This is a genomic window from Kibdelosporangium phytohabitans, from assembly GCF_001302585.1.
In the GTDB taxonomy this organism is placed as follows: domain Bacteria; phylum Actinomycetota; class Actinomycetes; order Mycobacteriales; family Pseudonocardiaceae; genus Kibdelosporangium; species Kibdelosporangium phytohabitans.
Window position 1 is genome coordinate 974,060 of the sequence record NZ_CP012752.1, and the last position, 26,753, is coordinate 1,000,812.

Sequence of the window (26,753 nt, forward strand, 5' to 3'; positions counted from 1 at the left end):
CTGAGGGAAGACACATGCGTAAGCTTCCAATCCTTATCGTGGTCGCGGGTGTCGGGGCATTGCTGGTCGGGGCGATTGTGGTGGACACGACTGGTCCCGAGGTCGCCGACAGCAGCGTCGCGGTCCGAGCGACCGGCGCTGATCTGACCCGCTCCATCGAGGCGGCCCAAGCGACGTTGCGCCGGTCGGACACCAATGCCGCCGCGTGGGCGGATCTGGGTGGTGCCTACGTCGAGCAGGCCCGTGTCACGGGAGATCCCACCTACTACACCAAAGCGCAGGGTGCGCTGGAGCGTTCCCTGCAACTGCAACCGTCCCAGGCCGGCGCGATGATCGGCATGGGCGCGTTGGCCAACGCCCGCCACGACTTCGCGGCGGCCCGAGATTGGGGCCGCAAAGCCGAGGCGCTGCAACCGGACACCGCGGCGGTGTACGGAGTTCTGGCCGACGCGCTGACTCAACTCGGTGACACGGCGGCGGCGACCGTCGCCGTGCAACGGATGCTGGATCTGAGGCCTGGCGTGGCCTCGTTCACCCGCGCGTCCTACGAGCTGGAGACGCACGGCCGCACCGACGAGGCCAGGGAAGCGATGACCCGGGCACTGACCGCCGCGGTCACCCCGGACGAGGTCGCGTTCTGCCACTACTACCTCGGCGAGCTCGCGTTCAACGCGGGCGAGTTGGGCACCGCGGCCGAGCACTACGCGAACCCGACCGCGAGCGTCGCCTTGCTGCAAGGCCAAGCCAAGATCGCCGCGGCCCGCGGACAGTGGGACGCCGCGATCACGGGATACCGCGACATCGTCGCGCGGGCGCCGCTGCCGCAGTATCTGCACGAGTACGCCCAAGTCCTGACCGCAGCGGGCCAGACACCCCAAGCCACACAGCAACTCGACGTGCTCAACGCGCAGCAGCAACTGTTCGCCGCCGCGGGTGCCACCGACGAACTGAGCGCCGCGCTGCTGGCCGCCGACTTCCGCACCCCGGCCGAGGCGTTGCGGCACGCGGAAACCGAATGGGGCCGCCGCCAGAACATCTACGTGGCCGACGCGATGGCATGGGCGCTGTCGCTCAACGGCCGCCACGCCGAGGCGCTCACGTTCTCCGACCGCGCCACGGCGTTGGGCACCCGCAACGCCGCCTTCGCTTATCACCGCGGCATGATCCTCCGCCAGCTCGGCCGGCCCACGGAAGCCATCAGCCAGCTTGACCAGGCACTGGCGATCAACCCGTACTTCTCACCGATCGACGCGCCGAAGGCCCGGCATACTCTCGCTCAACTGCGGGGCGAACGGTGATCCGCCGCCTGCTCGCCGTGGCCGCGTTCGCGGTGGCGGTGTTCACCTTGTCCGGTGGGAGCGCGGCGGCGCACCCGCTGGGCAACTTCACGGTCAACCACTACAACGGCCTGACCCTGTATCCCGACCGGATCGAGCTGCTGACGATCATCGACAGCGCCGAGATCCCGACATTGCAAGAACGCCCCTCCGTCGACACCGACCGCGACGGCACCGTCTCACCTGCGGAAGCCACGACCGGGGCAGGCACTGAATGCCGGCGAGTCGCCGAGGGCGTTCAGGCCACGGTGAACGGATCCGGCGTGACGTGGGCGGTGAGTTCCAGCGACCAGCAATATCCCGAAGGCGAAGCGAAATTGCTGACCTCACGGCTGACCTGCCGGCTCACCACGACAGCGGACTTGGCCCGGGCCGCGACCGTCCGGGTGCAGGACACCTATCGCCCCGGGCGGGTCGGCTGGTTCGAGATGACCGCCGTCGGCCACGGGGTCGCACTTCCGCAATCGCCCCTCCCGGCCACCAGTATCAGCGACCACCTGCGCACGTATCCCAACGACCTGCTGACCTCACCGCTGGACATCCGCGACACCGCCCTGGCCACTCAGCCCGGCGGCGACAGTGCGAGCAACACCGACCTGGCCGCGTCCCCACCGGGATGGCTGGACCGCACGCTCGGCGGGATGAGCCGCACGTTCACCGACCTCGTCGGCAGCAAGGACCTCACCCCGCTGGTCGGCGTGCTCGCCGTGCTGCTGTCGCTCATCCTGGGCGCATCCCATGCTTTGCTTCCCGGCCACGGGAAAACGGTGATGGCCGCTTACCTGGCTGGAAAACGTGGCACGAAGAAGGACGCGCTCATCGTCGGTGCCACTGTGACCGTCACCCACACCGTCGGGGTCCTGGTGCTCGGTCTGGTGATCAGTCTGTCCAGCGCCATCGCCGGCGAGACGGTTCTGCGGTGGCTCGGCGTGGTCAGTGGCCTCTTGGTCGCCGCGATCGGCGGGTTCCTGCTGCGCGGAGCGATCCGGCAGCGCTCTCGGCGGTCCATAGTGGAACATTCCGACGACCTGGTGCTCGTCGGAGCAGGATCCAGACCCCCAGCCGCCCACGGCCACGGCCACGGCCACGGCCACGGCCATGGGCATGGGCATGGCCACGGGCATGGGCACGGGGTGGGGCGTGCCGGTCTGCTGGGTATGGGCGTCGCCGGTGGACTCGTCCCAAGCCCCTCGGCGCTGGTGGTGCTGCTCGGCGCGATCGCCTTGGGCCGCACCTGGTTCGGCGTGCTGCTCGTGATCGGCTACGGGCTCGGCATGGCCGCAACCCTCACCGCGGCCGGCCTGCTGCTCGTGCGGCTGCGCGACCGCCTGGAAGCCGCTCACTGGCTCCAAGGCCACCTCACCAGACTCAGTACCGCGATGCCGTACCTGACAGCCGTGCTCGTGCTGACAGTCGGCATGGGACTGGCCATTCGCGCGACAATCGGAGGTATCTGACATGCGATCCGCATGCCTGCTGCTCTGCCTGCTGCTCGCCGCGTGCACAGCCGCACCACCACCCGCCCCTGATCCCGGGCCACTGTTCGACGCCCAAGGCCAGCAACCTCTCACCTGTATGGCACACCAGCCGCAGCCCCCGGGGCCGCGCTACACCGAACCCACCCAACGACGGACCGACGAAACCCTCCCGCTGCTCAGGTACTACACCGCCCACGCCGCTAAGCCCTACTGCGACGGCAACGGCCCCACCGATACTGACCGGGCGTGGGCACGCCTCTATGTCGAACTCGGCGCCGACAAAACCAAAGTCGCACCACTACTGAGCTGACCACGAGCACTGAACAGACCGGCGATGCCTGGCGCGGACGATGTGCTGCCCACCACAGGGAGTGTCAAACCACTTATGGTGCACTCCGGAATGGTGGCGGCTCTCCGTTCCGCTGTCTGTGAACGATCTGATGCTTGGGCAGCAGATAGTCCCAAGCGGACGGTTGTGGCGTGTCCAGTCGAGTTGCTGTGGACGACGGCGAGTGGCATGCTGCTGGTTGACGTGATGCCGTCATACTCGTGTCGCCCCAGCCCCTGGCGGTCGATGTCCATCGGTCGATGCCAGGAGCCATGTGATGGGCCAGTCACTACCATCCCGGAAATCGTTGTTCGGTGATACTCGTTGCCTGGTTGCGAGGGGGCACGGCCATGCCTGATTCGTTGTCGCGTCCACGTGTCGCCTCCGCTCGCCTGTCCTCGACGGAGTCCGGGAATTCCACCAACCTTCTTGTTTCCGTGGGTGCTGGTGACGAGCATGCGTTCGCCCAGCTTTACCAGCTGCTGGTGGGCACGGTCTTCGGTATCGCGCGGGCGATCCTGCCGAATACCACTTGGGCCGAGGAGGTCTCCGAACTCGTCTTCGTTGACGTGTGGCGGACCGCCTGCCGCTACTCGCCCGATCACCACGGTGGCGGGTTCGAATGGGTGATGGCGATCGCCCACCGGCACGCGGTGGACCGGCTGCGGTCGACAGGTGACACCCGTTCACCACATGACATGCTGGAACAATTGACAACCAGCGTCCCTGAGCAGACCGGAGCGCAGAGTGGGCTGGTCGCCCTTCCTCCGATCCAGCGCGAATCGCTCGAACTGGCCTACTACGGCGGACTGACCTACACCGAGATCAGTGAAGTCCACTGTATTCCAGCAGACAAGGCGAAAACCCTCCTCCGAGACGCGCTCATCAGTCTGCGCGACCGTGGGTGAGGTTCTGGCACGGGACTGAGCGCGGCCGACTTGTGCGGGCTGGTCTGCACAGGCCACGCCCGTGCCCGGGAGGTGTTCCACGACACGTGCCGGTGGGCGCGGTATCGCCCTCGTCGATGCTGTGTCCGCGCGGTGGGGAGTGCGGCGATGCGGACAGGGTAAAGCGGTGTGGTCCCAGGTCGAGTTCGTCGACCCGGCTAGCTGATCCAGTTCGCCCCCACGTTTGTTGCCCATTGACGCAACCGGGCCTAGAGTCGTATGCGACATCAGCCCGTCGCTGCGGGAGCTGATCCTGAGCGCCAAGCCCCCGCGCTCTCGCTCAGGCACTCGTGGTCTTCCCGTACCGGGAGCCACATGATCCACCACCGCATGTCGTTCCGTCCGGGACGCCCGACCGTGACCGTCACCAGTGAGACACGCGGTGAGGACACTGTCGTCTTGCGCGTCATCGGCGAGGTCACCGTCGAGTCCGCGCCCGTTGTCGATCTGGAAGTCCGCCGAGTGTGCCGGTCGAGTCCCACGGTGCCGGTGCTGCTGGTGGACCTCACCGATGTGACGTTCTTCGGCGCCGCGGCCCTGACCATGCTCTTGGACGCACACCGGCGAACACAGTTGGCCGGGGCGGCGCTGTCTCTGGTCGCGCCGCCGCGCATCGTGCGGCTGCTCGGAATCACCGGCCTCGCGCAGGTGTTCAGTGTTCACGACACGGTGCGCCACGCCATCGCGGCGGCCAGCGAGCGCTCCGTGGGCGATCCGGGACACCATCACCTCATGGTGTCCGTGTTTATGCCGGTTAGTTCTGGCCCCTGTTGTCCGGTGAGTTTCGGCCCCACCGATCGTCGTTCAACGAGTTTTGGCCCCACCTCGTCCTTTGTAGACACGCCCACGATGGGGTGAAGGACCGTCGCTCACCCGTTCGGACCTCAACGATGGGCGCCTCACATCTACGCGGTCGTGTCGGAGGCCGGAGTTGTCGTTGTCGCGTGTCGAGCTGTTCGAACGCATACGCCGTGATCGGCGGCTGGAGCCGGACGTGTCGGTCCGGACGCTGGCCGAGCGGTACCAGGTGCACCGCAGGACGGTGCGGGAAGCGCTGGCCAGCCCCGTGCCCAAAGAGCGTAAGAAGCCGCCCCCTCGTCGTTCGGTGCTGGAACCGGCCTACGGGTTGATCGACGAGATGCTGATCGCGGATCTGTCCGCGCCGCGCAAGCAGAAACACACCTCCGCGCGGATCTACCAGCGGCTGATCAGCGAGCACGGGTTCACCGCGGCGGGCCGCACCACGGTCTACACCTACATCGCCCGGCGACGCCCGGAACTGGTCGGTGAGCTGCGGGAACGGCAGCGCCACCTGGAGGGGATGGTGCCCCAGCAGCATCTGCCCGGTGAGGAGGCCGAGGTCGACTTCGCCGACGTGTGGGTACGGGTCTCCGGCCAGGTGATGAAGTGCCACCTGTTCACACTGCGACTGTCCTATTCGGGCAAAGCGGTGCACCGGGTGTTCCTGTCCGAAGGACAGGAGGCATTCATGGAAGGCCACGTGGAGGCCTTCCGGGCGCTGGGCGGCATCCCGATCCGGCACATCCGCTACGACAACCTCAAACCCGCCGTCCAGCGGGTGTGTTTCGGCCGCAACCGGATCGAGTCACAGAACTGGGTGAAATTCAGGTCCCACTACGGTTTCGACGCGTTCTACTGCATCCCCGGCAAAGAAGGCGCGCACGAGAAAGGCGGCGTCGAGCAGGAAGGCGGCCGGTTCCGCCGCACGCACCTGGTCCCGGTCCCGGACGTCGTGAGCCTGGCCGAGCTCAACGAGCGGATCGCCGAGATCGACCGGGCCGAGGACAACCGGGTCCTGCACAACCAGCGGGTCACGGTCGGGTTCAACTTCGCCTACGAGGCCGATCTGCTGGCGCCGCTGCCGTTCGACGACTTCGACACCGGCACCACGCTGACCCCGAAGGTCGGCCGGGACGCGCGCATCACCGTGCGCCAGTCGCACTACTCGGTCCCGGCGAGGTTCATCGGCCGCCGGGTGCGGGTCTCGCTGCGCGCCAACGACGTCGTCGTGTTCGACAAGGCGACCGTGATCGCCCGGCACGCCCGGATGACTCGCCGCGGCGAGTCGCACGACCAGCTCGATCACTACCTGGAGATCCTGCTGGGCAAGCCCGGCGCGCTGGCCGGGTCGACCGCGTTGGCCACCGCCCGCGCCGAGGGCAGCTTCACCGCGACCCACGAGGCGTTCTGGTCCGCGGCCCGCGCCGCACACGGTGACGGCGAGGGCACCAAGGCGCTGATCGAGGTGCTGTTGCTGCACCGCAGGCTGCCCGCCGAGGCGGTCATCGCGGGCATCACGACCACGCTGCATGCCGGGTCGACCAGCCCGGACCTGGTCGCGATCGAGGCCCGCAAAGCCGCGCACGACGCCGGCCGCGCTCTGCTGGACGAGCGTGACCTGGCCGATCTGGGCCTGGACACGGTGGTGATCCCGGTGATTACCGACGACATGCCCGACCCGCGCCTGCACGCGCCTCCAGCGCCCGCGCCGCAACCATCGGGCGCATCGGTGATCTCCCTGCACACCAAACGCGAACTGCCCGCGTCCTCGAGTCCGCTGCCGTCGGTGGCGATCTATGACCAGCTGCTGCGCCGCACGAAAGGCACCACGGCATGACCGCCACCCTCCCCGCCAGCGTCACCACCACCCACACCGTCCCCGCGGCCGCGCCCGGCGTCGACAGCCTGGACGCCGTGATCGACCAGGCCTGCCGCACCCTGCGCCTGCCCACGATCGGCGCCCGGTTCGAGGAGCTGGCCGCCGCGGCCATGCGCGAGCAGGCCACTTACAAAGGCTTCCTGCTCACCTTGCTGGACGCCGAATGCGAGCACCGCGACGAGCGCCGCAAGACCCGACTGGTCCGCGAAGCGCACTTCCCCCGCGCGAAACGGCTGGACGACTTCGACTTCACCGCCAACCCGAACGTCGTCCCCGAGGTCATCCACACCCTGACCGCGCCGGGCTGGGTCACCGCCGGGCAGCCGCTCTGCTTGATCGGCCAATCCGGCACCGGCAAATCCCACCTGCTGATCGGTATCGGCACCGCGATCGCCGAGGCCGGGCTGAGGGTCCGCTACACAACCACCGCCAACCTGGTCAACGAACTCGTCGAAGCCGCCGACGAACGCCAGCTCACCCGGGTCCTCAACCGCTACTCCAAAGTGGACCTGCTGTGTTTGGACGAGTTCGGCTACCTCGACCTGGACAAGGCAGGCGCGAAACTGCTGTTCCAGGTGTTCACCGACAGGGAGGAACGCAGCGCCATCGCTGTCGCGTCCAACGCTCCATTTTCCGAATGGAACCAGACCTTCGCTGACAAGCGACTCTGCTCGGCCATCGTCGACCGGCTCACCTTCAACGGCACCATCATCGAGACCGGCACCGACTCGTTCCGGCTGCGCGCCACCCAGCAACGCCTCCTCGGCTGACGCCCGCCCCACACCCACGCCGACCCGAGACGGATTCTCTTGGCGACACCCACGCCGCACGACAGCACCGAGCCGGTCAACGAAGCGGTCCGGATGATCCGAGACGCGGAAGCCCAACACCGCAGGATGTTCGGGAAATGGCGCGACGATCCGCGGGCACGAGCCGACCAGATCGGGCTCTTCTTGGACTTCGAGAATCTTGTGCTCGGCGCGACCGCCAGCCTGCCCGACCGGGCCGAACCGATCCCCGACCGGGCGGTGACCTGGCTCTGCCGGGCTTACGGCGCCGCCACCACCCGCCGCGCCTACGCCGACTGGGCCGACACCCGCTTCGGCCGCTACCAGGCCGTGCTCGAACGCAACGGCGTCGACCTGGTCCAGATCGGCCACGGCCCGGCCCGCAAGAACGGCGCCGACATCCGCATGACGGTCGACGCCATGGAAACCCTGATCACCCACCCCACCGTCGAGGCCTTCGTCCTGGTCACCGGCGACTCCGACTTCTCCCCACTGGTCACCAAACTGCGCGAGTTCGGCAAGCACGTCATCGGCGTTGGCGCGGAAACCGCGGCCAGCGTCCGCCTGGTCTCAGTCTGTTCGGAATACAAGCTCTGGGGCTCGATCGTCGCCCGGGTCGACCCGCCAGCCGAACCACCGACACCTCCCGCGCAACGCGGCTCCCGGCTTGCTGACGCCGAGGCGCTGCTGGTCACCGCGATGCGACAGATCCCCACGAAGTCACCAACGGCTTCCCAGCTCAAGGCCAAAATGGTCGCGCTGGACCCGTCGTTCGACCAGGCCCGCTACGGCTGCAGCACCTTCCGCGACCTGCTGACCAAGCTCGGCCACCGGATCCAAACCACCGGTCGATCCGGACAAGACATCAGGCTCGCGTTGATCGAGCCAACCAGCAGCTAACCAGCCAGCAACAGCGAAGGTCCTGTCCTCGACGAGGAGCAGGACCTTCGGCACGCGCACCCTGAAATGTGATGGGCCGGCTGCTCACGGACCACCTTGTCGGAGGGGCCCGTGAACACCCGGCTGCGACAACTTAGACGTCCACGTCGTTCCGACTGGGCACGCACCACGCGGCAGTCACGAACTTCACCCATCCAGGGGTGGGGCCCAAACTCGTTGAACGACCTCGGACACACACTCAGAACTCACCCCGGGCCAACCGCCACCGGGGCCCGATCAGACCGAACCGCCGGAGCCAGAAACGACCGGCAAAAACAGTGTCCGCGCCGGCGTCCGCTATTGGCATTCGTCGGCACTCGCTTCGTCTGGTCTCGGACGTGGACCAATGAGCCTCGGCGTCCCTTGAGGACGATGTCGTTGAGCGGTTAAGCGAAGTGTTCGCATCGCCACGAAAGGGCATCGAGTGAAACAGCTACTCCACATCGTGGTCGACCACGTCCTCGCGGCTCGAGTTGTGTCGGTCGGCGGGGAGATCGATCTGAACACCGCCGGCCAGCTGGACAAGGTTGTGGTGGCCGCGATCAACGAGACCACTGTCGGGGTCGTGGTGCTCGACCTGACCGGCGTCACGTTTCTGTCGTCGAACGGGATTTCGGCGCTGCTGCAAGGCAAGGCTCATGGCGCCAGCGTGGGAGTTGAGCTGCGGGTCGTGGTCGCCACGGGCGGCGCCGCGAGACGCTCTCTGGAGATCACGGGTCTGACGGATCTGCTGGCCAACTATTCGACGCTGTCCGCAGCCTTGGCCTCGTGAACGCCGAGTCCATATCGGCTGTCACCATTGCGGGCGATAGGCAGTGGGCCAGTGACGAGGAGCGTGGTCGCCCGCAGCGAGTGCTTGTGTGGCGTGGTGATGTGTGCGGATGTCACCGGGTTGGGCCGTTGGTCGGCGGTGGATGGGTCCGTGTTCCTCAGGTTGACTCATGACGAGGGCCGAGAGTGGAGGGGTTGACGGTGCGCAACCGGCGTCAGCGGTTGCTGGACTTGCTGGCTGCTGATCGTGTCGTCAAGCCCGGGTCTGTTGTCGGTCTGGTATGCGAGCGGTGTGTGCGGGAGTTGTCGGTGTCCGGAGCAGGCGCCACGGTGCTGAGTCACCTGCCAGGACCCGACGGTCAGAACGAGGAGTACCCCACCCGTGGACTGGTGCACGCTACCGACACGGTCAGCGCTGGGCTGGAGGATTTGCAGCTGACTGTGGGGGAGGGGCCGTGTTTGGACGCGTTCGCGTCGGGTGGGCCGGTCCTGATCGCCGACCTGGCGGCTGAACGGACCCGGTGGCCCGCGTTCACCCCCGCGGCGTGCGAACTGGGTGCGGCCGCGGTGTTCTCGTTCCCCTTGCAGATCGGTGTGGTGCGGCTGGGATCGTTGGATCTGTACCGAGATGCGCCCGGACCGCTCACCCGGACGGAATTGACCGACGCGCTGATCTTGAGTGATCTGGCCACGCAAGGTGTGGTGGCCGACCTCGACGGCCACAGCACGCAGGACGTGAGCTGGCTGGCCAACTCGCACGTGCAAGTGCACCAGGCCGCTGGAATGGTGCAGGTGCAGTTGGAGGTGAGCACGGAGATGGCGTTACTGCGGATGCGCGGCTACGCCTTCACCCACGAGGTGACGTTGGCCGAGGTTGCCCGACAGGTGGTGGCGCGGTCGCTGCGTTTCACCCACGACATGGACGGGCGATAATGCTGGGAGAGGGAAGGTCGTCGTGATGAGCAATGTCCGGGACCAGCGACTGGCGAGCACGTTCGTGACGCTGGCCGACACCTTGGTCGCCGACTTCGATGTGCTGGACTTCCTCGGTCTGCTGACCGAACGGACCGTTGAGCTGCTCGAGGTCGACGCCGCGGGAGTGATCCTGTCCGATCAACGCGGTGGCTGGCGTCCGGCGGCGGGTTCCTCCGAGCACGCCGAACTGGTCGAGATTTTCGCGGCGCAGACCGAGCAGGGCCCGTGTGTCGACTGCGTGCAGACCGGCGTGGCGGTTGCCAGTGCTGATCTGGTCGCGGACACTGCCCGCTGGCCGCGGTTCGTGCCCGCCGCGGTCGAGGCGGGGTTCCGGGCCGCGTGTGCGGTGCCGATGCGGTTGCGCGACGAGGTGATCGGCGCTCTGACCCTGCTCAACACCCACACAACCGCCATCGACGACGACAGCATCGCGCTGGGACAGGCCCTGGCCGACGTGGCCACCATCGGCATCCTGCAGCAGCGCGCGGTGCACCACAAGCAGATCGTGTCGGAACAGTTGCAGGCCGCGCTGCATCACCGAACCGTCATCGAACAGGCCAAGGGAGTCCTCGCGAGTTCGGCGGCATGGACATGCACCAAGCCTACCTCACGCTGCGCACCTACGCCCGAACCCATCACCGACGCCTTTCCGACGTCGCCCGTGACGTCGCCATCAACACCGTGGAAGCTGGTGTTCTGCTCAGCGATCCAGCCACCACATCCCAGCCGTAGCCGCCGGCTTGCCTGGAGGGACATTGCCTCATGCCGGACACACCTGACATCGACGCACGTCAGCAGCGGGTGTCGCGTACGTTCGTCGCGTTGGCGGACACACTTGTCACCGACTTCGACATCGCTGATGTCCTGCACATGCTCGTCGAACGGGTCGTGGAGCTGCTAGCGGTGTCCGCCGCGGGGGTGATGCTGGTCGCTGCTGACGGCGGGTTGGAAGTGATGGCCAGCTCGTCGCAACGTGCGGAGCTGCTGGAGCTGTTCGCGGCGCAGACCGAGGACGGGCCGTGCGTGGACTGCGCACGCACCGGGTCCCCGGTGATCTGTACCGACATCGAGTCGCACCGGCAGCGGTGGCCCCGGTTCACCGCCGCGGCCCACGAGTGCGGCTTCCGTGCCGTGCACGCGGTGCCGATGCGGCTGCGTGACCAGACTGTTGGTGTACTGGCGCTGCTGAACACTGAACCCGGCGCTTTGCCCGACGATGACCTGCAACTGGGGCAGGCGTTGGCTGATATCGCGACCATCGCGATCCTGCAGCACCGCGCCATCGAACACAGCGAACTCGTCGCTGGGCAGTTGCAGAACGCGCTGGACACCAGGATCGTGATCGAACAGGCGAAAGCGATCCTCGCCGAACGCGGCGGGGTATCGCCGGATGAGGCGTTCGGCCGCTTGCGCGCCTATGCCCGGTCCCACAACCAGCGGATGACCGACCTGGCCCGCACCGTGATCGCGGGAACAGCGGACTTCGCCGAGCTGGCGGCGGAGGCTCGTGCCCAGAAATAGCACGATCCCAGTGATACCCAGGTCGGAGTGGCCGGCAGCAGGATGTCCGAGGCCGACGGCAATCTGGTCCGATCAGGCGGGGTGTTGTGGGCTGTCGTGGCTTAGCCAGCGGCGTATGTCGTAGTAGACGCGGTCGTGTCGCAGCAGGTGGAAGTGGTGCATGCCGCCGAGCCATTGGCGGTCGGCATTCTGGTCGCTGTCGCCTGAGCTTGATGGAGTGCGCTGCGCGTCACCAGGCTGCCCATAGAGTGTCCGATAAGGACAATCTAGGTCACAGGTACCGGCCAGTTCGTGACAAGCCTGGAGAGCAGCGTGACGAGTTCGCGTCCGTTGTCAGAGATGTGCCGTCCGGAGTTGTAACGATTGCCTGGCTTGTTACGCTCCCGAGTGACGCTGCGACCGGCCAGGTGTTCAGCAGCACCGCGAGCGTGGCCGTGGCTGGATCGACCAGCGGAACGTGTCTGGGTGACTTAGGTTCGACAGTATGCGTGTGCTTGTCACTGGTGGTGCTGGTTTCATTGGTTCCTATATCGCCGACGCGCTGGTTGCCGCGGGGCATGGGGTGGTGGTGATGGATGCGTTGCTGCCGCAGGCTCATGGCTTTGGGCATGTGCCGGAGTTGGCGCATGAGCTGGTTCGTGGTGACGTGCGGGATCGTGGTGTGCTGGATCGGTTGTTGCCGGGGGTGGACGCGGTGTGTCACCAGGCCGCGATGGTCGGTCATGGGGTGGACCCGGCGGACGCGCCGGAGTATGCCAGCGTGAACGATTTCGGTACCGCGGTGCTGCTGGCGGCGATGTACGCGCATGGTGTGCAGCGGTTGGTGATGGCCAGTTCCATGGTGGTCTACGGCGAGGGGCGGTATGACTGTCCTGAGCACGGCGAGATGGTGCCGGGGCCGCGGGCGGCGCGGGATCTCGCCGAGGCGAGGTTTGATCCGATGTGTCCGGCGTGTGGGTGTGCGCTGGTGTCGGGTTTGGTGGGCGAGGACGCGGTATTGGATCCGCGCAGTACGTATGCGGCGACCAAGGCCGCGCAGGAATATTTGGCGAAGGCGTGGGCCAGGCAAACCGACGGTACTGTCTGGGCGATGCGTTATCACAATGTGTACGGGCCGCGAATGCCGAGGGATACGCCGTATGCGGGTGTGGCGTCGCTGTTTCGATCCTCGTTGGAGAACGGCCAGGCGCCTCAGGTGATGGAAGACGGGCGTCAGCGGCGGGATTTTGTTCATGTCACCGACGTGGCCGCGGCTAATGTTCTCGCGCTGGAGGCCAGTATGCCGCCGGGCGAGTTTCGAGCGGTGAATATCTGTTCTGGCGAACCGCATACGGTCGGCGAGTTGGCCTCGGCGCTGTCCGCGGCGATGCGGGGGCCGCAGCCGCGGGTCGTGGGTGGGGCGCGGCCTGGCGATGTCCGGCATGTGGTGGCTGATCCGGCTCGAGCGGGTGAGTTGCTTGGTTTCCGTGCGGCGATGTCCTTTGCCGAGGGGGTCGCGCAGTTCGCGCACGCCCCGCTGCGGGCCTCGGCGGCGCAGCGAGCGGCTACCACGGAGTGAACAGCAGATGGTTGACCAGCAGCGCGAGTAACGCCTGACCAGTGAGCCACCAGCGCCGCTGAGCTTCAGGTAGCGCGCCACACGCGACGATCAGCCAGACGGCGAACGGCAACCAGATTCGTTCCACCTCGCCCTTGCTCATCCCGGAGACATCGGCGACGAGAATAGCCACCAATGCCGCGGCCACGAGCAGGCCCGCCGCCTTGCCGAGGATGTGGGGGCGTGCGGCGGTTCGGCGCAGGCCTGCCACGGTCGCGGGCCCGATGACGAACAGCGTCGCGGCGAGGTTGGCCCACAGGAAGTAGGAGTAGGGCCTGGTTTTGGTGATGCTGTCGGCGTAGATGATCGTGGTGAGTTGGTAGCCGGTGAACCACCAGAATCCGCTCGCCACGAACACGGCCACCACGATCACGACGCCCAGTGCGGCGAACAAGGCTGGACGCCAGCGCGGGGAGAGGGCGAGTACGGCCAGGACCAGCAGTCCACCGAGCACGAGGCCGTAGGACAGGTGCACCGCAAATCCGAACAGCATCCCGCCGACCACAGCGGCAAGGTCTGCTCGCCATCCACGTCGGGTCACGCCGATGGCCAGCAGCGCCACGCTCCATGCGAGCACGGCCGCGAGCACGCCGTCCGCTGACACTCCGACCCATACCGCGCCGGGCAGCAGCACCGAGAAGGGCAGCACTGTGCGGGCGAAGTCCTCACGTCCCACCGCCCGCAGTGTCACCGCGACCGCGACGCATGCCGAGGCACCGAGCAGGACACAGACGATCCCGGCGGCACCGCCGCCACCGAGACCGATCCGGTCCAGCCACACGAACAGCAGGAACGCGCCCGGCGGGTGGGCACCGACGTGGGTGGTCCAGTGATCGGGCTGGTCGGTCAGGATATGCCCGGAGAACTCCCGCAGCATGCGCGGTATGTCATCGACCCGCCAGACGTCATGCAGGTACTCGTCGCGGCTGGTGAGCCGGTCGGCGATACCGCGCTGATACCCGTCCACCAGCGCCAGGAACATGGTCCATGCTGCGGACGCCGCCCACGCGGCTGCCAGCAGACCGCGCCACCCCATCCGCTGGGCGCAACGCGGGCCGTAGAGCACGATCAGTGCGGCCGTGACCAGCGCAGGCCCGGTACCCGGTCCGATGTGTGGTTCCCACCCGGCCAAGAGCGGGGGAAACCAGAGAAAGATGTCCACCCGCTCGTCGATCAACCGCCAGCCGATCAACGCGGTGGTGACCACCAGGACTATTCCGGCGAATACGGCAAGCAGATCGAACGTCGTTCCACGGCGCCCTTTTCTGCTCGTAGTGGTGTCGTTGGTCTGTCGAATGTTCGACACGTGCGCATAGTAAACGACAAGCAGCGTATAGGCGGAATGATCTTCGTCGAGTGCAGATTATCTCACACGCTGGAGGTGTCGGCAATTCGAAAAATATCGCGTCGAAAGGCATCCATGAAGAGATCGACTCCGAATTGATTATGTGAAGCTCAACGTAGACGTCGTGTTGCCGTGTCTGAACGAGGCAGAGGCTCTGCCGGGAGTGCTGCGCGCACTGCCCGAGGGGTTCCTGCCGCTGGTGGTGGACAACGGGTCGACCGACGGCACCGAGCAGGTGGCGCTCAGACTCGGAGCACGGGTGGTCCACGAACAGCGGCCAGGCTATGGGGCCGCGGTCCATTGCGGACTCGTCCACGCCCGCAGCGACATCGTCGCGGTGATGGACGCGGACGGGTCGCTGGACCCGACCAGCCTGCCCGCGATGACCGAACTGCTCGTCTCAGAGGACGCTGACCTTGTGGTGGGGCGCCGGGTGCCCTCGCACCGGGCCGCGCAACCGTGGCACGCCAGGGCAGGTAACGCGCTACTGGCCGCAACGCTTCGGCGTCGCGGCGTGCCGGTCCACGACATCGCTCCGATCCGGGTCGGGCGCCGTACCCGGCTGCTCGAGTTGGGCGTCGAGGACCGCGCGTTCGGGTATCCGCTCGAACTGCTGGTGCGAGCGGGCAAGGCGGGCTGGCGGCTGCGTGAGGTCGAAGTGGACTACCGCCCTCGTGCCGGTGGCCGGTCCAAGGTGTCCGGATCCGTGCGCGGCACGCTGCGTGCCGTTCGCGATATGAGCACAGTGCTGGTGCGGCTATGAGTACACCGTTGGTGATACTGGTCCTGGCGAAGGCTCCGCGTCCGGGCCTGGTCAAGACCCGGTTGTCTCCACCGGCGACGCCCGTGCAGGCCGCGCACATCGCGGCGGCGGCGCTGCTGGACACTGTGGACGCCGTGTGTGCGGTTGCCGACTGCCAACCGATCGTGGCACTGGCCGGAGACCTGACAGACACGGTCGGCGAAGTCGAGATCAGACACGCCCTGCGCGCGATCACCGTGATCCCGCAACGCGGCCGGTCGCTCGGCGAACGGATCGCCGCCGCGCACCTGGACGTCGCGAAACTGCTGCCCGGTCGGCCGACACTGCAGATCGGAATGGACACCCCACAGCTCAACAGCCGGTTGCTGGAGCAGTGTCGTGAGCGCCTGATGCGCGAGGGCACCGACGCCGTGCTGGGCGCGGCCACCGACGGCGGCTGGTGGGTCCTCGGACTTCGCGACCCGGCGGCCGCGGCCTGCGTCACCGACGTGCCCACATCGCGATCCGACACCGGACACCGCACAGCCCAGGCATTGCGCGACCACGGTTTGCGCCTCGGCACCGTGGCAACTCTGTCCGACGTGGACACTATTGACGACGCACGGGACTTGGCGGCCAGCGCGCCGGGAACCAGGTTCGCCGGTGCAGTGGGGAAACTGCTGTGACCCACTCGGCAACGATCCGCCCCCCGGTGCGGGACGACTGCTTTCGCGCCGCCTTGACCGGCACCGCCCGGGTGCTGGAACTCAGTGACGGACGACGACTGGTGATGAACACCCAGCGGTGGCACACCACACCGACCGGGGCGGACCGGTGGCTGGTGAACCGGTGTCACGGTCCGACCATCGACCTCGGCTGCGGCCCCGGACGCTTCGTCGAGGCACTGCAGGCCCGCGACATCCCCGCCTTGGGAGTCGACACCTCCGACCACGCCGTCGCGTTCTGCCGCGACAAAGGAGTACCGGTCGTGCAGGCCGACGTGTTCGCGCCCCTTCCACGCGAAGGACAGTGGCAGCATGTCCTGCTCGCGGACGGCAACATCGGCATCGGCGGCAACCCCCTCGCGTTGCTGCACCGGGCCGCGTCACTGCTGACAGCGACCGGAAGCCTGCTACTGGAAATCGACGCCGTGCACGCCGGACTGTGGCGCGGCTCGGCACGCATACCCGACCACGACACCACAGGCGCTTGGTTTCCCTGGGCGATGGTGGGACTCGACGCTGTCGCTGAGCTCGCCACCCGCGCCGGTCTCCGGCTCATCGGGACACGCCACGCCGCCGGACGGTGCTTCGCCCGCATCGGACGGCACCTCCCATGACACCACAGCCACCGACCGGCAAACAGTCGTACGGATTCCCCGCTGGTCTCTGGCGTTTCCTCGAGCGGCACCGTCCACCCGGACCGTTCCGGCCCCGCGCGTGGCGCAGCCCGATCCGTGGCCCCTGGCTGACGTCCGTCCTCGGCGCCGTGCTGCTGGTCAGCCTGCCCATCGTGATCATCACCGGTTTGCTGTCCTACAGCGCCTACGGCCCCCAGTTCGGACAAGCACTGCCCACGGACGTCGGCTGGCTGCGGCTACCGTCCTTCGACTGGCCCACCCGGCCCTCGTGGCTCTACCGCCTCACCCAGGGCCTGCACGTGGGACTCGGGTTGATCCTGATCCCCGTCATACTGGCCAAACTGTGGTCGGTGGTACCCAGGCTGTTCACCTGGCCCCCGGCACGCTCCCTGCTCCAGGCCCTGGAACGGGTCTCGCTGCTGCTGCTCGTCGGCTCGATCCTGTTCGAGATCGTCACCGGTGTCCTGAACATCCAGTACGACTACGTGTTCGGGTTCAGCTTCTACACCGCCCACTACTACGGCGCCTGGGTCTTCATCGCCGCGTTCCTCGCCCATGTCGCCCTCAAACTGCCCCACATGATCCGCGCCCTGCGCTCCCGATCGTTCCGCGCCGAACTACGCACCTCACGAGCCGACACCACACCCGAACCACCGGACGACAACGGTTTGGTCGCGGCCACGCCCGCCGAACCGACGATCAGCCGCCGCGGCGCACTCGGCGTGGTGGCCGGAGGAAGCATCCTGATCGGCGTGCTCACCGCCGGGCAGACCATCGGCGGTATCACCCGACCGGCCGCGTTGCTGCTGCCTCGCGGCCGCACTCCTGGCGAGGGCCCCAACGGTTTTCCCATCAACCGCACGGCGAACGCCGCAGCCATCACCGACGCTGACACCGGTCCCGCGTGGATCCTGACTCTGCTGGCCGGTGACCGCACCGTCCGGTTGACCCGCGACCAACTCGCCGCGCTGCCGCAACACAGCGCGACACTCCCCATCGCGTGCGTGGAAGGATGGTCCACCACACAAACCTGGGCCGGAGTCAGGCTCCGTGACCTCTGCGCACTCGCCGGTCTGCCACAGCCCGCCTCGGCCCACATCCGGTCCCTGGAGAAAACCGGCTCCTTCAACGCGGCAACACTGCAGGCCAACCAAGTACTCGACCCGGACTCACTGCTCGCCCTGCGCGTCAACGACGCCGACCTCAGCCTGGACCACGGCTACCCGGCGCGCGTCATCGTTCCCGCGCTGCCCGGCGTGCACAACACCAAGTGGGTCCGCTCGATCGAATTCCGGACACCCTGACATGCGCACACCCCACACAGCCCCAGATGGGTCAGGCAGCGCGCGACTGGCGCGTCTCGTGGCTCTGCTCGCCAGTTTCGTCCTCACCGGGTACGTCGTCGTCCACATCGTGGCCGAGCCTGACCTGTCCCGCATGCTGCTCTGGTTCGCCGCCGCGGTCATCGGCCACGACCTGATCCTCTTCCCGATGTACACCCTCGCCGACCACGCGGCACGCCATCTGCTTCCCCGCCGCAGGCTGCCAATGCTCAACTACCTGCGCGTCCCGGCCCTGGCATCCGGCTTGCTCCTGCTGGTCTTCCTCCCGGGCATCATCCGCCAAGGCGCCGACACCTACCTGGCCGCGACCGGGCAAACCCAAGAACCGTTCCTCTACCGATGGCTCCTGCTCACCGCCATCTTCTTCACGGCCAGCGCCATCGTGTACGCCCTACGCCACCTCAACCCACGATGAGCCCACCACACAGCGGATTCAATGACCAGCGCCGCTGTCGAGCCCGTGCTGCGCAGTGCGTGCATTCCTCATCCCCTCGATCAACGAGTCAGGACTAGCGTCAGATGATGCTTCGACAACGATGGCCACGGGCCCTGCTCCTGGCATTGCCCGGGTTGATGCTCGCCGGATTCGGCGCCGTGCACCCAGCACCGTTGGAGGCCACGAACGCCGAATGGTGGACGACGATCCACGTCCTGCTGCTCCCCGTGTTCCCCCTTCTGGCCGTGGCACAGTGGATACTCCTGACACCAGCGCATCCACTTCTACGATGGGCAGGGCGACTGGCCAGCTTCGGCTTCGCGGCGTTCTACACCGGCCTCGACGCCGTCGCGGGCATCGCCGCCGGCACCGTCACGACACACGAACACGCCGTCACACCGATCACCGGCTCCGTCTTCACCATCGGCGACATGCTCGGCTACATCGGCGCGAGCTGTTTCCTCGCCGCCAACCTCTGCATCACCGCGGACACCACGTACCGCGCGGGATGGCGAGCATTGCCAGGCGGCCTGATCCTGCTTGCCGCAAGCGTGTCCTTCATCGACAGTCACATCTTCTGGCCACGCGGCGTCCTCACCATGCTCGCCGTCGCAGTAAGCATGCTTCTGTTGGCGCTGCACATGGATCCGCCACCGATCGACAATCCAGCGCGAACAACGCGAGGAACGTCGCGTCGGTCGACTCCACCCGGGTGAGCGGGCCAGGCGCATCCCGGTACAGACCCAACGATCCTAGCCGCACCACACCGATCTGCGCAGGGAACGAGAACAGCCGCTGCCCTGCTCGCGATTCGCCCGTCCGGGATCCCATCCGTCGAGTTTCCGCCCGCGTGTTTGCGGTGCGAGGTCACGGGTATCCTGCCAAGTTTCGCAGTGTTCCGTTGCTGTGCTTGAAATAATTTTGGACGTCGCCCCCATCCGGGAGTGTCCGGGTCTCGAATGCCGGGTACCAGGTTGTCGCCCGATCGAGGGGAGGTGAAGTTCATGCGGGTGAAGTTGGTGACGAGTGTTCCGAATGATGTGACGGAAAGTGACATCCTTCAGCGGTTGGTCAAGGCTGTCGGGATGCTCGTCGGATTGACTGCCGGGTTCTTTTTGTTCGCCCTGCTCACAGCTGGAAAAGCGAATGCCGAACAGGACAACGGCAACGCGCAGCCAGGTTTGTTGGGCGGTGTGACGAACGGTCTCGGTGATGTGGTCGGCGCCGCGGTCGCTCCAGTAGCGCGCGGCGCGGCCACAGCGGTTGAGCCGGTGATCACGCCGGTGACCGAGGCCGTAGCGCCGATCACTCGCCCGGTGCTGGCGCCGGTGACCCGAGCGTTGTCGCCGGTGTTGTCGGATGTGTCCGGTGTGGTCAAGCCGGTCACGGAGCCGCTTCTGGGGTCTGTGGTCCGTGCGGTGGATTCAGTGGTCAAGCCAGTGAACAGGGCGATCGCCGCTGAGCCGGTGGTCGAGGCCGTCACTGGTCCCGAATCCCCGGGTGCCAGTCGCAGTGATCGAGAACCGCGGCATTCCCCGGACACGGACACCGGGTGGCCCGATCGGGAAGCACAGCCGGTTGATTCGCCTGTTGTGGAGTCCGTGACACCGCCGCTGTCGCTTCAGCACCATGGCGTCACCGGGCACGCGGACACGAGGCCTGCGGATATCGCGCCTGCCCACAAGGTGGACACTGGTTTTTCGTTGTGGACGGTGAAGCCGGCGCCGAGTGCGCCGCCGACACCACCGAGTGGTCCGGCCGCGACCGGAGCGCCCGGCGGTGTCACGAACGCACCGCATGGTCCAGGTGCTGATGGGTCCACTGTGACCGGTACACGCGTGTTGCCACGACCGGTTGGGTCATGGGGCGCGGCATCGGGCATGTCGGTGGGGCCGTCGTGGTGGACGTCGTACGGCAGGCATCATCCAAGTTGATCGTCCTTGTTTCTTCGCTGAGCTGAAGTTCTTCCCACGAAGCGATTGAAGGGCAAGGAAAAAGGATGCACAGGTACGTACGACGCGGCATCGTCGCCGCAGTCATGTCCGGCGGGTTCGTCCTGCTGGGCAACGCGGTCGCGAGCGCTGACACCGGTTCCGATGGCCCACTGGGTCTCGGCGGAACGCTCAACACCGTGCTGGGCAGCTCCCACGCGGGTAACGGCGGCGACTCGGGCAACGGCGGCAGCACCTCCAGCTCGAACAAGGCCGTGACCGGCAACTCCGGGAACTCGGGCAACTCCGGGTCGACCGGCGGGAACTCCGCATACGGTGTGTGCGTGCTCGCGCGCTGCGAGACGCACGTCAGCTCGGGCAACTCCGGCAACACCGGATCGACCGGTGCGACTGGAAACGCCACGAACGCCAGCAACACCCAGGGCGGCAACTCCGGTTCGGCGGACAACGGCGGCAACGCCGCGACCCACACGAACGGGAACGCCACTCAGGGCGCGCGGCACCACGGCGGCAGCGTGTCAACGACTGTCGGGAAGGCCGTGGGCGGCAACGGCGGCGACTCGGGCAAGGGCGGCAACGCCACCAGCTCGAACAAGGCCGTGACTGGCAATTCAGGCAACTCGGGCAACTCCGGGTCGACCGGCGGGAACTCCGCCTACGGGCTCTGTGTGCTCGCGCGTTGCGAGACCTCGGTGACCTCAGGCGACTCGGGTGACACCGGCTCGACGGGCGCCACGGGTGACGCCACGAACATCAGCAACACCCAGGGCGGACACTCCGGCCCGGCGGGCAACGGCGGCGACGCCACTGTGGACGCCAACGCGACCAACGGCGTGAACTCGTCGGTGGTGCGTTCGCTGACCGGTGGCAAGGCTGTTGCGGGTAACGGCGGCGACTCGGGCAAGGGTGGCAACGCCTCCAGCTCGAACAAGGCCGTGACCGGCGATTCCGGTGACTCCGGCAAGTCCGGTGCGACCGGCGGCAACACTGCCTACGTGCTCAACCTGGGGAACAACCGTGGCTGGCACCGCACGTCGCACACCATGGTGACGTCCGGCGACTCGGGTGACACCGGCTCGACGGGTACCACCGGCGACGCGACGAACGTCAGCAACACCCAGGGCGGCAACTCCGGCGCAGCCGGCAACGGCGGCAACGCCACAGTGAACGCCACGAGCACCAACTCGGGCGGCTCGAAGTGGCACCACCGCGGTTCGTCCACAGTGACCGGCGGCAAGGCTGTCGCGGGCAACGGCGGCGACTCGGGCAACGGCGGCAGCGCCACCAGCTCGAACAAGGCCGTGACCGGCAACTCCGGTGACTCCGGCAAGTCCGGATCGACCGGCGGCAACACCGCCATCTCCAAGTCCAGCGACAAGCACAGCAAGCACCACGGCTGGAAGCACCACAGCTGGAAGAACCACGGCGACACCACGCACGGCACGTCGCACACCAACGTGACGTCCGGCGACTCGGGTGACACCGGCTCGACCGGCGCCACCGGCGACGCGACCAACGTGAGCAACACCCACGGCGGCCACTCCGGCCCCGCGGGTCACGGCGGGCACGCGGCCAGCCACGCGCGCGCCTGACAGACACACGAAAACCGGGCGGCACCAGGAAATCCTGGTGCCGCCCTTTCGCGTGCGCGACTCAGCCGGCGAAAGTCAGTCCTGCGACGTCGGTGAGCAACGGGGAGACCACCCGAGCCTGGCCGGTCGTCAGGTCGACGCTGACCAGCAGAGTCAGCCCGTGCGCCCGAACGGCCGCCACAGCCTTGTAGTCGCGGGGGTTGTAGGTGCCCGCGCTCGCGGTGCCGGTGATGTCGAAGCCGTTGACGGCGCTGATGTTCAGGCCCAGGCGGCCGATGGTGGTCAGTTGGCCGGTGTTCGGCGACACCACGGGTGTTTCGCCGGGCAGGCTGCCTTGTTTGACGAGGCTGTCGCGAGCGGAGTCGAGGCCGTAGAGAGCGGTGGAGGTCGCTCCGGCGACGCTGTTGGTGTATCCGGATGCGGTGACTTGGGGTGTGCGGTTCTCGCCGGGGTAACTCAGGGGAGAGTCCGTTCCCGCGACGGCGCCTGTGTCCGGGTGGAGCCGGAGGTTCTGGCCCGTGTCGGTCACCACCCTGATCCGGTCGACGGTCGGGTTGAAGTCGAAGCCGATCGCCTTGCCCTGCAATGCTATGGGAGCCCCGACCGGGGTCGCGACCGCGGTCTTGGCATCGATCCGGTACAGCTGACCGGAACGGGACAGCGCGTACAGGCCGCCGGTCGCAGGGCGTGCGTCCAGGCCGATCAGACGGTCGTTCCTGGCGACGCCGGTGACGCGTTTGCCGGACTCGGGAAGCAGCCGGAGCGCGGAGTCGTGCTGGTAGAGCACGCCGCTCTGGCTCAGGACGAACAGGTCCCCGTCGCGGTGTTTCGCGGGCGCCGCCGTCGCGGCTGTGCCGCTCAGTGCCGCTGCCAGAACGCACGCTCCGACCAGGGCAACACGATGGGTCTGCGCACAGTCAACTCCTGTCGTGGATCAGGAAATCGGGCCACAGCACATTCGGAACAGAACGGACACCGGATGGGGAGGTCTGAAGAACGTCCTGCCCGATCTCGATCGGTCCCACGATCAGGCGATGCCAGAGAATTGTTCGACGTCCGCCAATCCGCTCCGCGAGTCGCGTCGAATGCCCGGCAGAACTTCGAAAGAACCCAAGGAGAACACAAGATGCGTTTGCCACGTGCAGCCGCGGCGGTCATCGGTGGCTTCGCCCTGATGACCATGGCCGCCTGCGGGAACAGTGACACCGCCGCCCCTGCCAACCAGCCCCCGGCACCCGCGCCCAGCAGTTCGGCGATGTCTGCGCAGTTCGGCCCCGCGTGTGGCGCTGTGCCCAAGGACGGCGCGGGTAGTTTCGCGGGAATGGCGAAGGACCCGGTCGCGACCGCGGCGTCGAACAACCCGGTGTTGTCCACTTTGGTCACGGCGGTGAAGCAGGCCGGTCTGGTGGACACGCTCAACAGCGCCAAGGACATCACGGTGTTCGCGCCGACCAACGAGGCGTTCGCCAAGATCCCCAAGGCCGACCTGGACAAGGTGCTGGCCGACAAGGAGATGCTGACCAAGATCCTGACCCACCACGTGGTCGGCAAGACCGTCACCCCCACCGACCTCGCGTCGGGCACCTTCGAGACCCTGGCCAAGGACTCGGTCACCAGCTCCGGCAGCGGCGAGTCGTTCAAGGTCGAGGGCGCCAACGTGGTGTGTGGCAACGTCAAGACCGGTAACGCCACTGTGTACCTGATCGACTCCGTGATGATGCCCGCCGAGCAGTTCGGCACGGCGTGTGCGTCGATTCCGAAGGACGGCCCCGGCAGCTTCCAGGGCATGGCCATGGACCCGGTCGCGACCGCCGCGTCGAACAACCCGGCGCTGTCCACTCTGGTCACCGCGGTCAAGCAGGCCGGTCTGGTCGACACCCTCAACGGGTTGAAGGACGTCACGGTGTTCGCGCCGAGCAACGACGCGTTCGCCAAGCTGCCCAAGGCGGATCTTGACAAGGTGCTGGCCGACAAGGCGCTGCTGACCAAGATCCTGACCTACCACGTCGTGCCGAAGAAGGTCACCACGGCCGACCTGGCCTCGGGCAGCTTCGACACCGTCGAGAAGGGCAAGCTGACCACCACCGGCAGCGGCCAGGAGTTCACGATCGGTTCCGGTGGCGCCAAGGTCGTCTGCGGCAACGTCAAGACCGCCAACGCCACGGTGTACATCATCGACTCGGTTCTGATGCCGCCCGCCGCGTAACCAAGGCGACATCGCAAGACCGGCTGCCGCCGCATTGACCCCCCATGCGGCGGCAGCCACTTGCGTGAACTCGAGGCAGGTGCAGTGCGTGATCTCCAGAACGGCATCGGAGCCTTGCGGCTGCTCGGCTATCGCTTTGAGCACATCAACAGCCCACGTGACGACGACCTGGTGCTGTTCGGCTGGTTCCTCTGGCCACAACACCACGACAGGCTGCTGATCTCCGGCCTCGGTGTCGCCGTGGCTACCCGCGTGACGAGGACCGGTCACCTGGACCCGCGTGACGCGACCTGGTCGTGCGAGGGCGACGCCGAGGCAGTGGTCTGGGCGCTGGTCGACCTGCCCCCGCCCATCGAATGACCGCAGGAGAACGACCATGGAACGAGTGCGATCCGTTCGCGTCATCGCCGCTCCGATCCAAACCGAGGCCGCGGTGATCGGTGCGGTGTTGGTGATGGCCGGCATCGCCGGTTTTCTTCCCGGCTCAGGAACCAGTCACGGCTTCCAGGAGACCGGCTCCGACATCGTGCCGTTGGGCGGCGTTCCGGCCACGGCCGTGCCCTACCTGCTGCGCATCGCTGTCGGTGTGGCCGGGATCGTGCTCGCGCGCAGTGCCCGAGGAGCCAAGCTCTTTCTCGTCGGCGGCGGATTGATCTTTCTGACCTTATGGCTGTACAGCATCGCCTGTGGTGATAACGGTCCGGTGGACCTGCTTCGCTTCCACAGTGCGCACGACTGGTTGCATGTGGTGTTCGGCGTCGTGATGACGTCAATGGGTGTGACGCTCGGGGCTCGGGCGCCACGTGCAGAGGCCGACGGCCACGACGTCCGATTGAGCCAATGACGTCCCCCCGGGGACACCAGCTCGCGGGAGCGCGAATCTCCTTGGGTGCGCTCCCGCGACCCCGCCCTCACTGCGTCGTTCCCCGCACGCCGCGGACCAGCACCATCCAGTGGCGGCTCGGGTCCGAACACTCTGTAGACCGACATGACGAGGAGCGGTGATGCGAGACCGAGGCCGGGTTCCGTCTTCGTGGCACGACATCGCCTTGCCCGAATCACTGGACCAGTTGCTTCCCCGCGTCGCACAGGGTGACAGCCAGGCTTTCGAACAGTTCTACCGTCACCTGTCCGCGCCCGTGTTCGGCCTGATCCTCCGCGTCCTGCGTGACCCCGCGCAGTCGGAGGAAGTCGCCCAAGAAGTGTTCCTCGAACTCTGGCGCACCGCCACCCGGTACAACGCCGGACAGGGCAGCGTCCGCTCGTGGGCGATGATGATCGCCCACCGCAGAGCCGTCGACCGGGTCCGCGCGGCCCAGGCCAGCAGCGAACGCGACACCAAAGCCGCGCAGACCGACCGTACCCGCGACTTCGACGAGGTCACGGACACTGTCCTGGGCAATCTGGAACGCCAGCAAGTGCGGGCATGCCTGGACAGTCTGACCGATGTCCAGCGCGAGTCGGTGCGTATGGCGTACTACCAGGGCTATACCCACCGAGAGGTCTCCCAACTCCTGGACTGTCCACTCGGGACCATCAAGACGCGTTTGCGGGACGGACTCATCCGGCTGCGCGACTGTCTGGGAGCGACATCATGAACACCACCAACGAGATCCACACCCTGACCGGAGCCTACGTCCTCAACGCCGTCTCCGACATCGAGCGAAGAGAGTTCGAGAACCACATGGCGCACTGCGCCGCGTGCGCCCAAGAGGTCCTCGAACTCCAGGAAACCACCGCTCGGCTGGGTCAGACAACGGCGATGGCTTTGCCGCCCGCGCTCTGGGAAACAGTGCATCGCTCGATCCGCACCACCCGTCAACTTCCTCCCCTCCCGCTGGCCACACCGACCTCGTCCCGACGAGCACGTCGTCGCTGGCCCGTCCGTGTTGCCATCGGCGCCGTCGCGGCCAGCGTGGTCGCAGCCGTCACCGTCGGGATCACCATGGCCAACCGAGAAGCGGACCTGGAGAACCAGCTCGCCCAGTCCCAGAGCCAGGTCGACCGGATCAACACTATCCTCGGTGCGCCGGACGCCACGGTGCAGCGACGTTCCGAACCCGATGGCCGTACCGCGACCGTAGTGGTCTCCCGGCGGGCCAACGGCATGGTACTCACAGCCCAGGGACTGCCACCGCTGTCGGCGAACCAGTCGTTTCAGGGCTGGTTTGTCACCAAGGACGGCACGAAAACCCCCATGGGCCTGCTGCACGCCTCACACGGAACGATCCTCGTACCGGACCTGACCGCAGCGAAAGACACCTCGTTCCTCGCCATCACCGTCGAACCCCGCGACGGATCCACCACCCCCACAGGCAACGTCATCATCACGGTCCCAGCCACCACATGATGGCTCTGCTGCGCAGAACTTTTCCTGTGGATCCATCCACGGCGTGGCGACGATTGTATATATGCC

The 26,753-nt window shown here is 67.0% G+C and carries 27 protein-coding genes and 1 pseudogene; 26 read left to right on the top strand and 2 right to left on the bottom strand.

What is annotated here, in order from left to right:
* Positions 1-14 precede the first annotated feature (14 nt).
* From AOZ06_RS04480 to AOZ06_RS04535, 14 genes and pseudogenes are all read left to right on the top strand, one after another.
* Positions 15-1,298 (top strand): tetratricopeptide repeat protein, encoded by a 1,284-nt coding sequence (locus AOZ06_RS04480; RefSeq protein ID WP_063809962.1) that lies wholly within the window; start codon positions 15-17, stop codon positions 1,296-1,298.
* On the top strand, positions 1,295-2,794 hold the full coding sequence (locus AOZ06_RS04485) for a nickel/cobalt transporter (protein ID WP_236952074.1): 1,500 nt from the start codon (positions 1,295-1,297) through the stop codon (positions 2,792-2,794). The genes AOZ06_RS04480 and AOZ06_RS04485 overlap by 4 nt, the downstream gene beginning before the upstream one ends.
* Before the next feature lies 1 nt (position 2,795).
* Positions 2,796-3,125, top strand: a complete 330-nt coding sequence (locus tag AOZ06_RS53440; protein WP_083471499.1) for a hypothetical protein — start codon at positions 2,796-2,798, stop codon at positions 3,123-3,125.
* 368 nt (positions 3,126-3,493) lie between these two features.
* On the top strand, positions 3,494-4,051 hold the full coding sequence (locus tag AOZ06_RS04490) for a sigma factor-like helix-turn-helix DNA-binding protein (RefSeq protein WP_083471500.1): 558 nt from the start codon (positions 3,494-3,496) through the stop codon (positions 4,049-4,051).
* A 354-nt stretch (positions 4,052-4,405) separates the two neighbouring features.
* The gene (locus tag AOZ06_RS04495; protein WP_054288262.1) at positions 4,406-4,948 is read left to right on the top strand and encodes an STAS domain-containing protein; all 543 of its coding nucleotides are present in this window, start codon (positions 4,406-4,408) and stop codon (positions 4,946-4,948) included.
* Between the two features lie 79 nt (positions 4,949-5,027).
* Positions 5,028-6,728, top strand: a complete 1,701-nt coding sequence (istA, locus tag AOZ06_RS04500) for an IS21 family transposase (RefSeq protein ID WP_054296412.1) — start codon at positions 5,028-5,030, stop codon at positions 6,726-6,728.
* Entirely contained in the window at positions 6,725-7,540 is an 816-nt protein-coding gene (gene istB / locus AOZ06_RS04505; protein WP_083471502.1) for an IS21-like element helper ATPase IstB, read from the top strand. The genes istA and istB overlap by 4 nt, the downstream gene beginning before the upstream one ends.
* A gap of 39 nt (positions 7,541-7,579) precedes the next feature.
* Positions 7,580-8,458: an NYN domain-containing protein gene (locus AOZ06_RS04510; protein WP_225953009.1), complete on the top strand. Its 879-nt coding sequence runs from the start codon at positions 7,580-7,582 to the stop codon at positions 8,456-8,458.
* Positions 8,459-8,942: 484 nt separating this feature from the next.
* Positions 8,943-9,269, top strand: a complete 327-nt coding sequence (locus tag AOZ06_RS04515; RefSeq protein ID WP_169798853.1) for an STAS domain-containing protein — start codon at positions 8,943-8,945, stop codon at positions 9,267-9,269.
* Positions 9,270-9,454: 185 nt separating this feature from the next.
* On the top strand, positions 9,455-10,201 hold the full coding sequence (locus AOZ06_RS04520; protein ID WP_236952075.1) for a GAF and ANTAR domain-containing protein: 747 nt from the start codon (positions 9,455-9,457) through the stop codon (positions 10,199-10,201).
* Positions 10,202-10,226: 25 nt separating this feature from the next.
* Positions 10,227-10,655, top strand: a pseudogene (locus tag AOZ06_RS59595) (GAF domain-containing protein); the annotation flags it as partial.
* Positions 10,656-10,828: 173 nt separating this feature from the next.
* Positions 10,829-10,975 carry a hypothetical protein gene (locus AOZ06_RS59600; RefSeq protein WP_225954721.1) on the top strand — a complete coding sequence of 49 codons (147 nt, stop codon included), beginning with the start codon at positions 10,829-10,831 and terminating at the stop codon, positions 10,973-10,975.
* 30 nt (positions 10,976-11,005) lie between these two features.
* Complete coding sequence (locus AOZ06_RS04530; protein ID WP_054288264.1) at positions 11,006-11,764, top strand: GAF and ANTAR domain-containing protein; 759 nt, start codon at positions 11,006-11,008, stop codon at positions 11,762-11,764.
* A gap of 484 nt (positions 11,765-12,248) precedes the next feature.
* Positions 12,249-13,322, top strand: a complete 1,074-nt coding sequence (locus AOZ06_RS04535) for an NAD-dependent epimerase/dehydratase family protein (RefSeq protein ID WP_054288265.1) — start codon at positions 12,249-12,251, stop codon at positions 13,320-13,322.
* On the opposite strand, the gene AOZ06_RS04540 is transcribed toward AOZ06_RS04535, so the two are convergent.
* Complete coding sequence (locus tag AOZ06_RS04540) at positions 13,309-14,667, bottom strand: hypothetical protein (RefSeq protein WP_236952076.1); 1,359 nt, start codon at positions 14,665-14,667, stop codon at positions 13,309-13,311. The two genes, AOZ06_RS04535 and AOZ06_RS04540, sit on opposite strands and share 14 nt — an antisense overlap.
* A 142-nt stretch (positions 14,668-14,809) precedes the next feature.
* Between AOZ06_RS04540 and AOZ06_RS04545 the strand changes: the two genes are divergently transcribed.
* The 7 genes from AOZ06_RS04545 (at position 14,810) to AOZ06_RS04580 (ending at position 22,131) form a co-directional block, all read left to right on the top strand.
* On the top strand, positions 14,810-15,469 hold the full coding sequence (locus AOZ06_RS04545) for a glycosyltransferase family 2 protein (RefSeq protein ID WP_054288266.1): 660 nt from the start codon (positions 14,810-14,812) through the stop codon (positions 15,467-15,469).
* The gene (locus AOZ06_RS04550; RefSeq protein WP_054288267.1) at positions 15,466-16,134 is read left to right on the top strand and encodes a TIGR04282 family arsenosugar biosynthesis glycosyltransferase; all 669 of its coding nucleotides are present in this window, start codon (positions 15,466-15,468) and stop codon (positions 16,132-16,134) included. The genes AOZ06_RS04545 and AOZ06_RS04550 overlap by 4 nt, the downstream gene beginning before the upstream one ends.
* Positions 16,131-16,787: a methyltransferase domain-containing protein gene (locus AOZ06_RS04555; RefSeq protein WP_236952077.1), complete on the top strand. Its 657-nt coding sequence runs from the start codon at positions 16,131-16,133 to the stop codon at positions 16,785-16,787. Before AOZ06_RS04550 ends, AOZ06_RS04555 begins: the two co-directional genes overlap by 4 nt.
* Positions 16,784-18,112, top strand: a complete 1,329-nt coding sequence (locus AOZ06_RS04560; RefSeq protein WP_054288269.1) for a molybdopterin-dependent oxidoreductase — start codon at positions 16,784-16,786, stop codon at positions 18,110-18,112. Before AOZ06_RS04555 ends, AOZ06_RS04560 begins: the two co-directional genes overlap by 4 nt.
* Before the next feature lie 58 nt (positions 18,113-18,170).
* Positions 18,171-18,566 carry a hypothetical protein gene (locus tag AOZ06_RS04565; protein WP_236952078.1) on the top strand — a complete coding sequence of 132 codons (396 nt, stop codon included), beginning with the start codon at positions 18,171-18,173 and terminating at the stop codon, positions 18,564-18,566.
* A 107-nt stretch (positions 18,567-18,673) separates the two neighbouring features.
* Complete coding sequence (locus AOZ06_RS04570) at positions 18,674-19,303, top strand: hypothetical protein (RefSeq protein ID WP_054296417.1); 630 nt, start codon at positions 18,674-18,676, stop codon at positions 19,301-19,303.
* A 1,283-nt stretch (positions 19,304-20,586) separates the two neighbouring features.
* On the top strand, positions 20,587-22,131 hold the full coding sequence (locus AOZ06_RS04580) for a serine-rich family protein (RefSeq protein ID WP_054288272.1): 1,545 nt from the start codon (positions 20,587-20,589) through the stop codon (positions 22,129-22,131).
* 61 nt (positions 22,132-22,192) lie between these two features.
* On the opposite strand, the gene AOZ06_RS04585 is transcribed toward AOZ06_RS04580, so the two are convergent.
* Positions 22,193-22,918, bottom strand: coding sequence for a DUF4394 domain-containing protein (locus AOZ06_RS04585; protein WP_169798854.1), 726 nt, complete (start codon positions 22,916-22,918; stop codon positions 22,193-22,195).
* A 339-nt stretch (positions 22,919-23,257) separates the two neighbouring features.
* Here AOZ06_RS04585 and AOZ06_RS59605 point away from each other — a divergent pair, with 339 nt between their 5' ends.
* The 5 genes from AOZ06_RS59605 to AOZ06_RS04610 all read left to right on the top strand — a co-directional run bounded on the left by AOZ06_RS59605 (position 23,258) and on the right by AOZ06_RS04610 (position 26,687).
* Complete coding sequence (locus AOZ06_RS59605) at positions 23,258-24,337, top strand: fasciclin domain-containing protein (protein WP_083471504.1); 1,080 nt, start codon at positions 23,258-23,260, stop codon at positions 24,335-24,337.
* 84 nt (positions 24,338-24,421) lie between these two features.
* Entirely contained in the window at positions 24,422-24,697 is a 276-nt protein-coding gene (locus tag AOZ06_RS04595) for a hypothetical protein (RefSeq protein WP_054288274.1), read from the top strand.
* Between the two features lie 16 nt (positions 24,698-24,713).
* Positions 24,714-25,181: a DUF4383 domain-containing protein gene (locus tag AOZ06_RS04600; protein WP_054288275.1), complete on the top strand. Its 468-nt coding sequence runs from the start codon at positions 24,714-24,716 to the stop codon at positions 25,179-25,181.
* A gap of 160 nt (positions 25,182-25,341) precedes the next feature.
* Complete coding sequence (sigK, locus tag AOZ06_RS04605; RefSeq protein WP_054288276.1) at positions 25,342-25,935, top strand: ECF RNA polymerase sigma factor SigK; 594 nt, start codon at positions 25,342-25,344, stop codon at positions 25,933-25,935.
* Positions 25,932-26,687: an anti-sigma factor gene (locus AOZ06_RS04610; protein ID WP_054288277.1), complete on the top strand. Its 756-nt coding sequence runs from the start codon at positions 25,932-25,934 to the stop codon at positions 26,685-26,687. The genes sigK and AOZ06_RS04610 overlap by 4 nt, the downstream gene beginning before the upstream one ends.
* Positions 26,688-26,753 lie beyond the last annotated feature (66 nt).

Excerpts from the sequence above, each read along its gene's own strand:
- AOZ06_RS04480 (WP_063809962.1), top strand. The coding sequence starts at position 15 with ATGCGTAAGCTTCCAATCCTTATCGTGGTCGCGGGTGTCGGGGCATTG.
- AOZ06_RS53440 (WP_083471499.1), top strand. The coding sequence starts at position 2,796 with ATGCGATCCGCATGCCTGCTGCTCTGCCTGCTGCTCGCCGCGTGCACA.
- AOZ06_RS04490 (WP_083471500.1), top strand. The coding sequence starts at position 3,494 with ATGCCTGATTCGTTGTCGCGTCCACGTGTCGCCTCCGCTCGCCTGTCC.
- AOZ06_RS04495 (WP_054288262.1), top strand. The coding sequence starts at position 4,406 with ATGATCCACCACCGCATGTCGTTCCGTCCGGGACGCCCGACCGTGACC.
- istB (WP_083471502.1), top strand. The coding sequence starts at position 6,725 with ATGACCGCCACCCTCCCCGCCAGCGTCACCACCACCCACACCGTCCCC.
- AOZ06_RS59600 (WP_225954721.1), top strand. The coding sequence starts at position 10,829 with ATGGACATGCACCAAGCCTACCTCACGCTGCGCACCTACGCCCGAACC.
- AOZ06_RS04530 (WP_054288264.1), top strand. The coding sequence starts at position 11,006 with ATGCCGGACACACCTGACATCGACGCACGTCAGCAGCGGGTGTCGCGT.
- AOZ06_RS04535 (WP_054288265.1), top strand. The coding sequence starts at position 12,249 with ATGCGTGTGCTTGTCACTGGTGGTGCTGGTTTCATTGGTTCCTATATC.
- AOZ06_RS04550 (WP_054288267.1), top strand. The coding sequence starts at position 15,466 with ATGAGTACACCGTTGGTGATACTGGTCCTGGCGAAGGCTCCGCGTCCG.
- AOZ06_RS04560 (WP_054288269.1), top strand. The coding sequence starts at position 16,784 with ATGACACCACAGCCACCGACCGGCAAACAGTCGTACGGATTCCCCGCT.
- AOZ06_RS04570 (WP_054296417.1), top strand. The coding sequence starts at position 18,674 with ATGCTTCGACAACGATGGCCACGGGCCCTGCTCCTGGCATTGCCCGGG.
- AOZ06_RS04580 (WP_054288272.1), top strand. The coding sequence starts at position 20,587 with ATGCACAGGTACGTACGACGCGGCATCGTCGCCGCAGTCATGTCCGGC.
- AOZ06_RS59605 (WP_083471504.1), top strand. The coding sequence starts at position 23,258 with ATGCGTTTGCCACGTGCAGCCGCGGCGGTCATCGGTGGCTTCGCCCTG.
- AOZ06_RS04600 (WP_054288275.1), top strand. The coding sequence starts at position 24,714 with ATGGAACGAGTGCGATCCGTTCGCGTCATCGCCGCTCCGATCCAAACC.
- sigK (WP_054288276.1), top strand. The coding sequence starts at position 25,342 with ATGCGAGACCGAGGCCGGGTTCCGTCTTCGTGGCACGACATCGCCTTG.
- AOZ06_RS04610 (WP_054288277.1), top strand. The coding sequence starts at position 25,932 with ATGAACACCACCAACGAGATCCACACCCTGACCGGAGCCTACGTCCTC.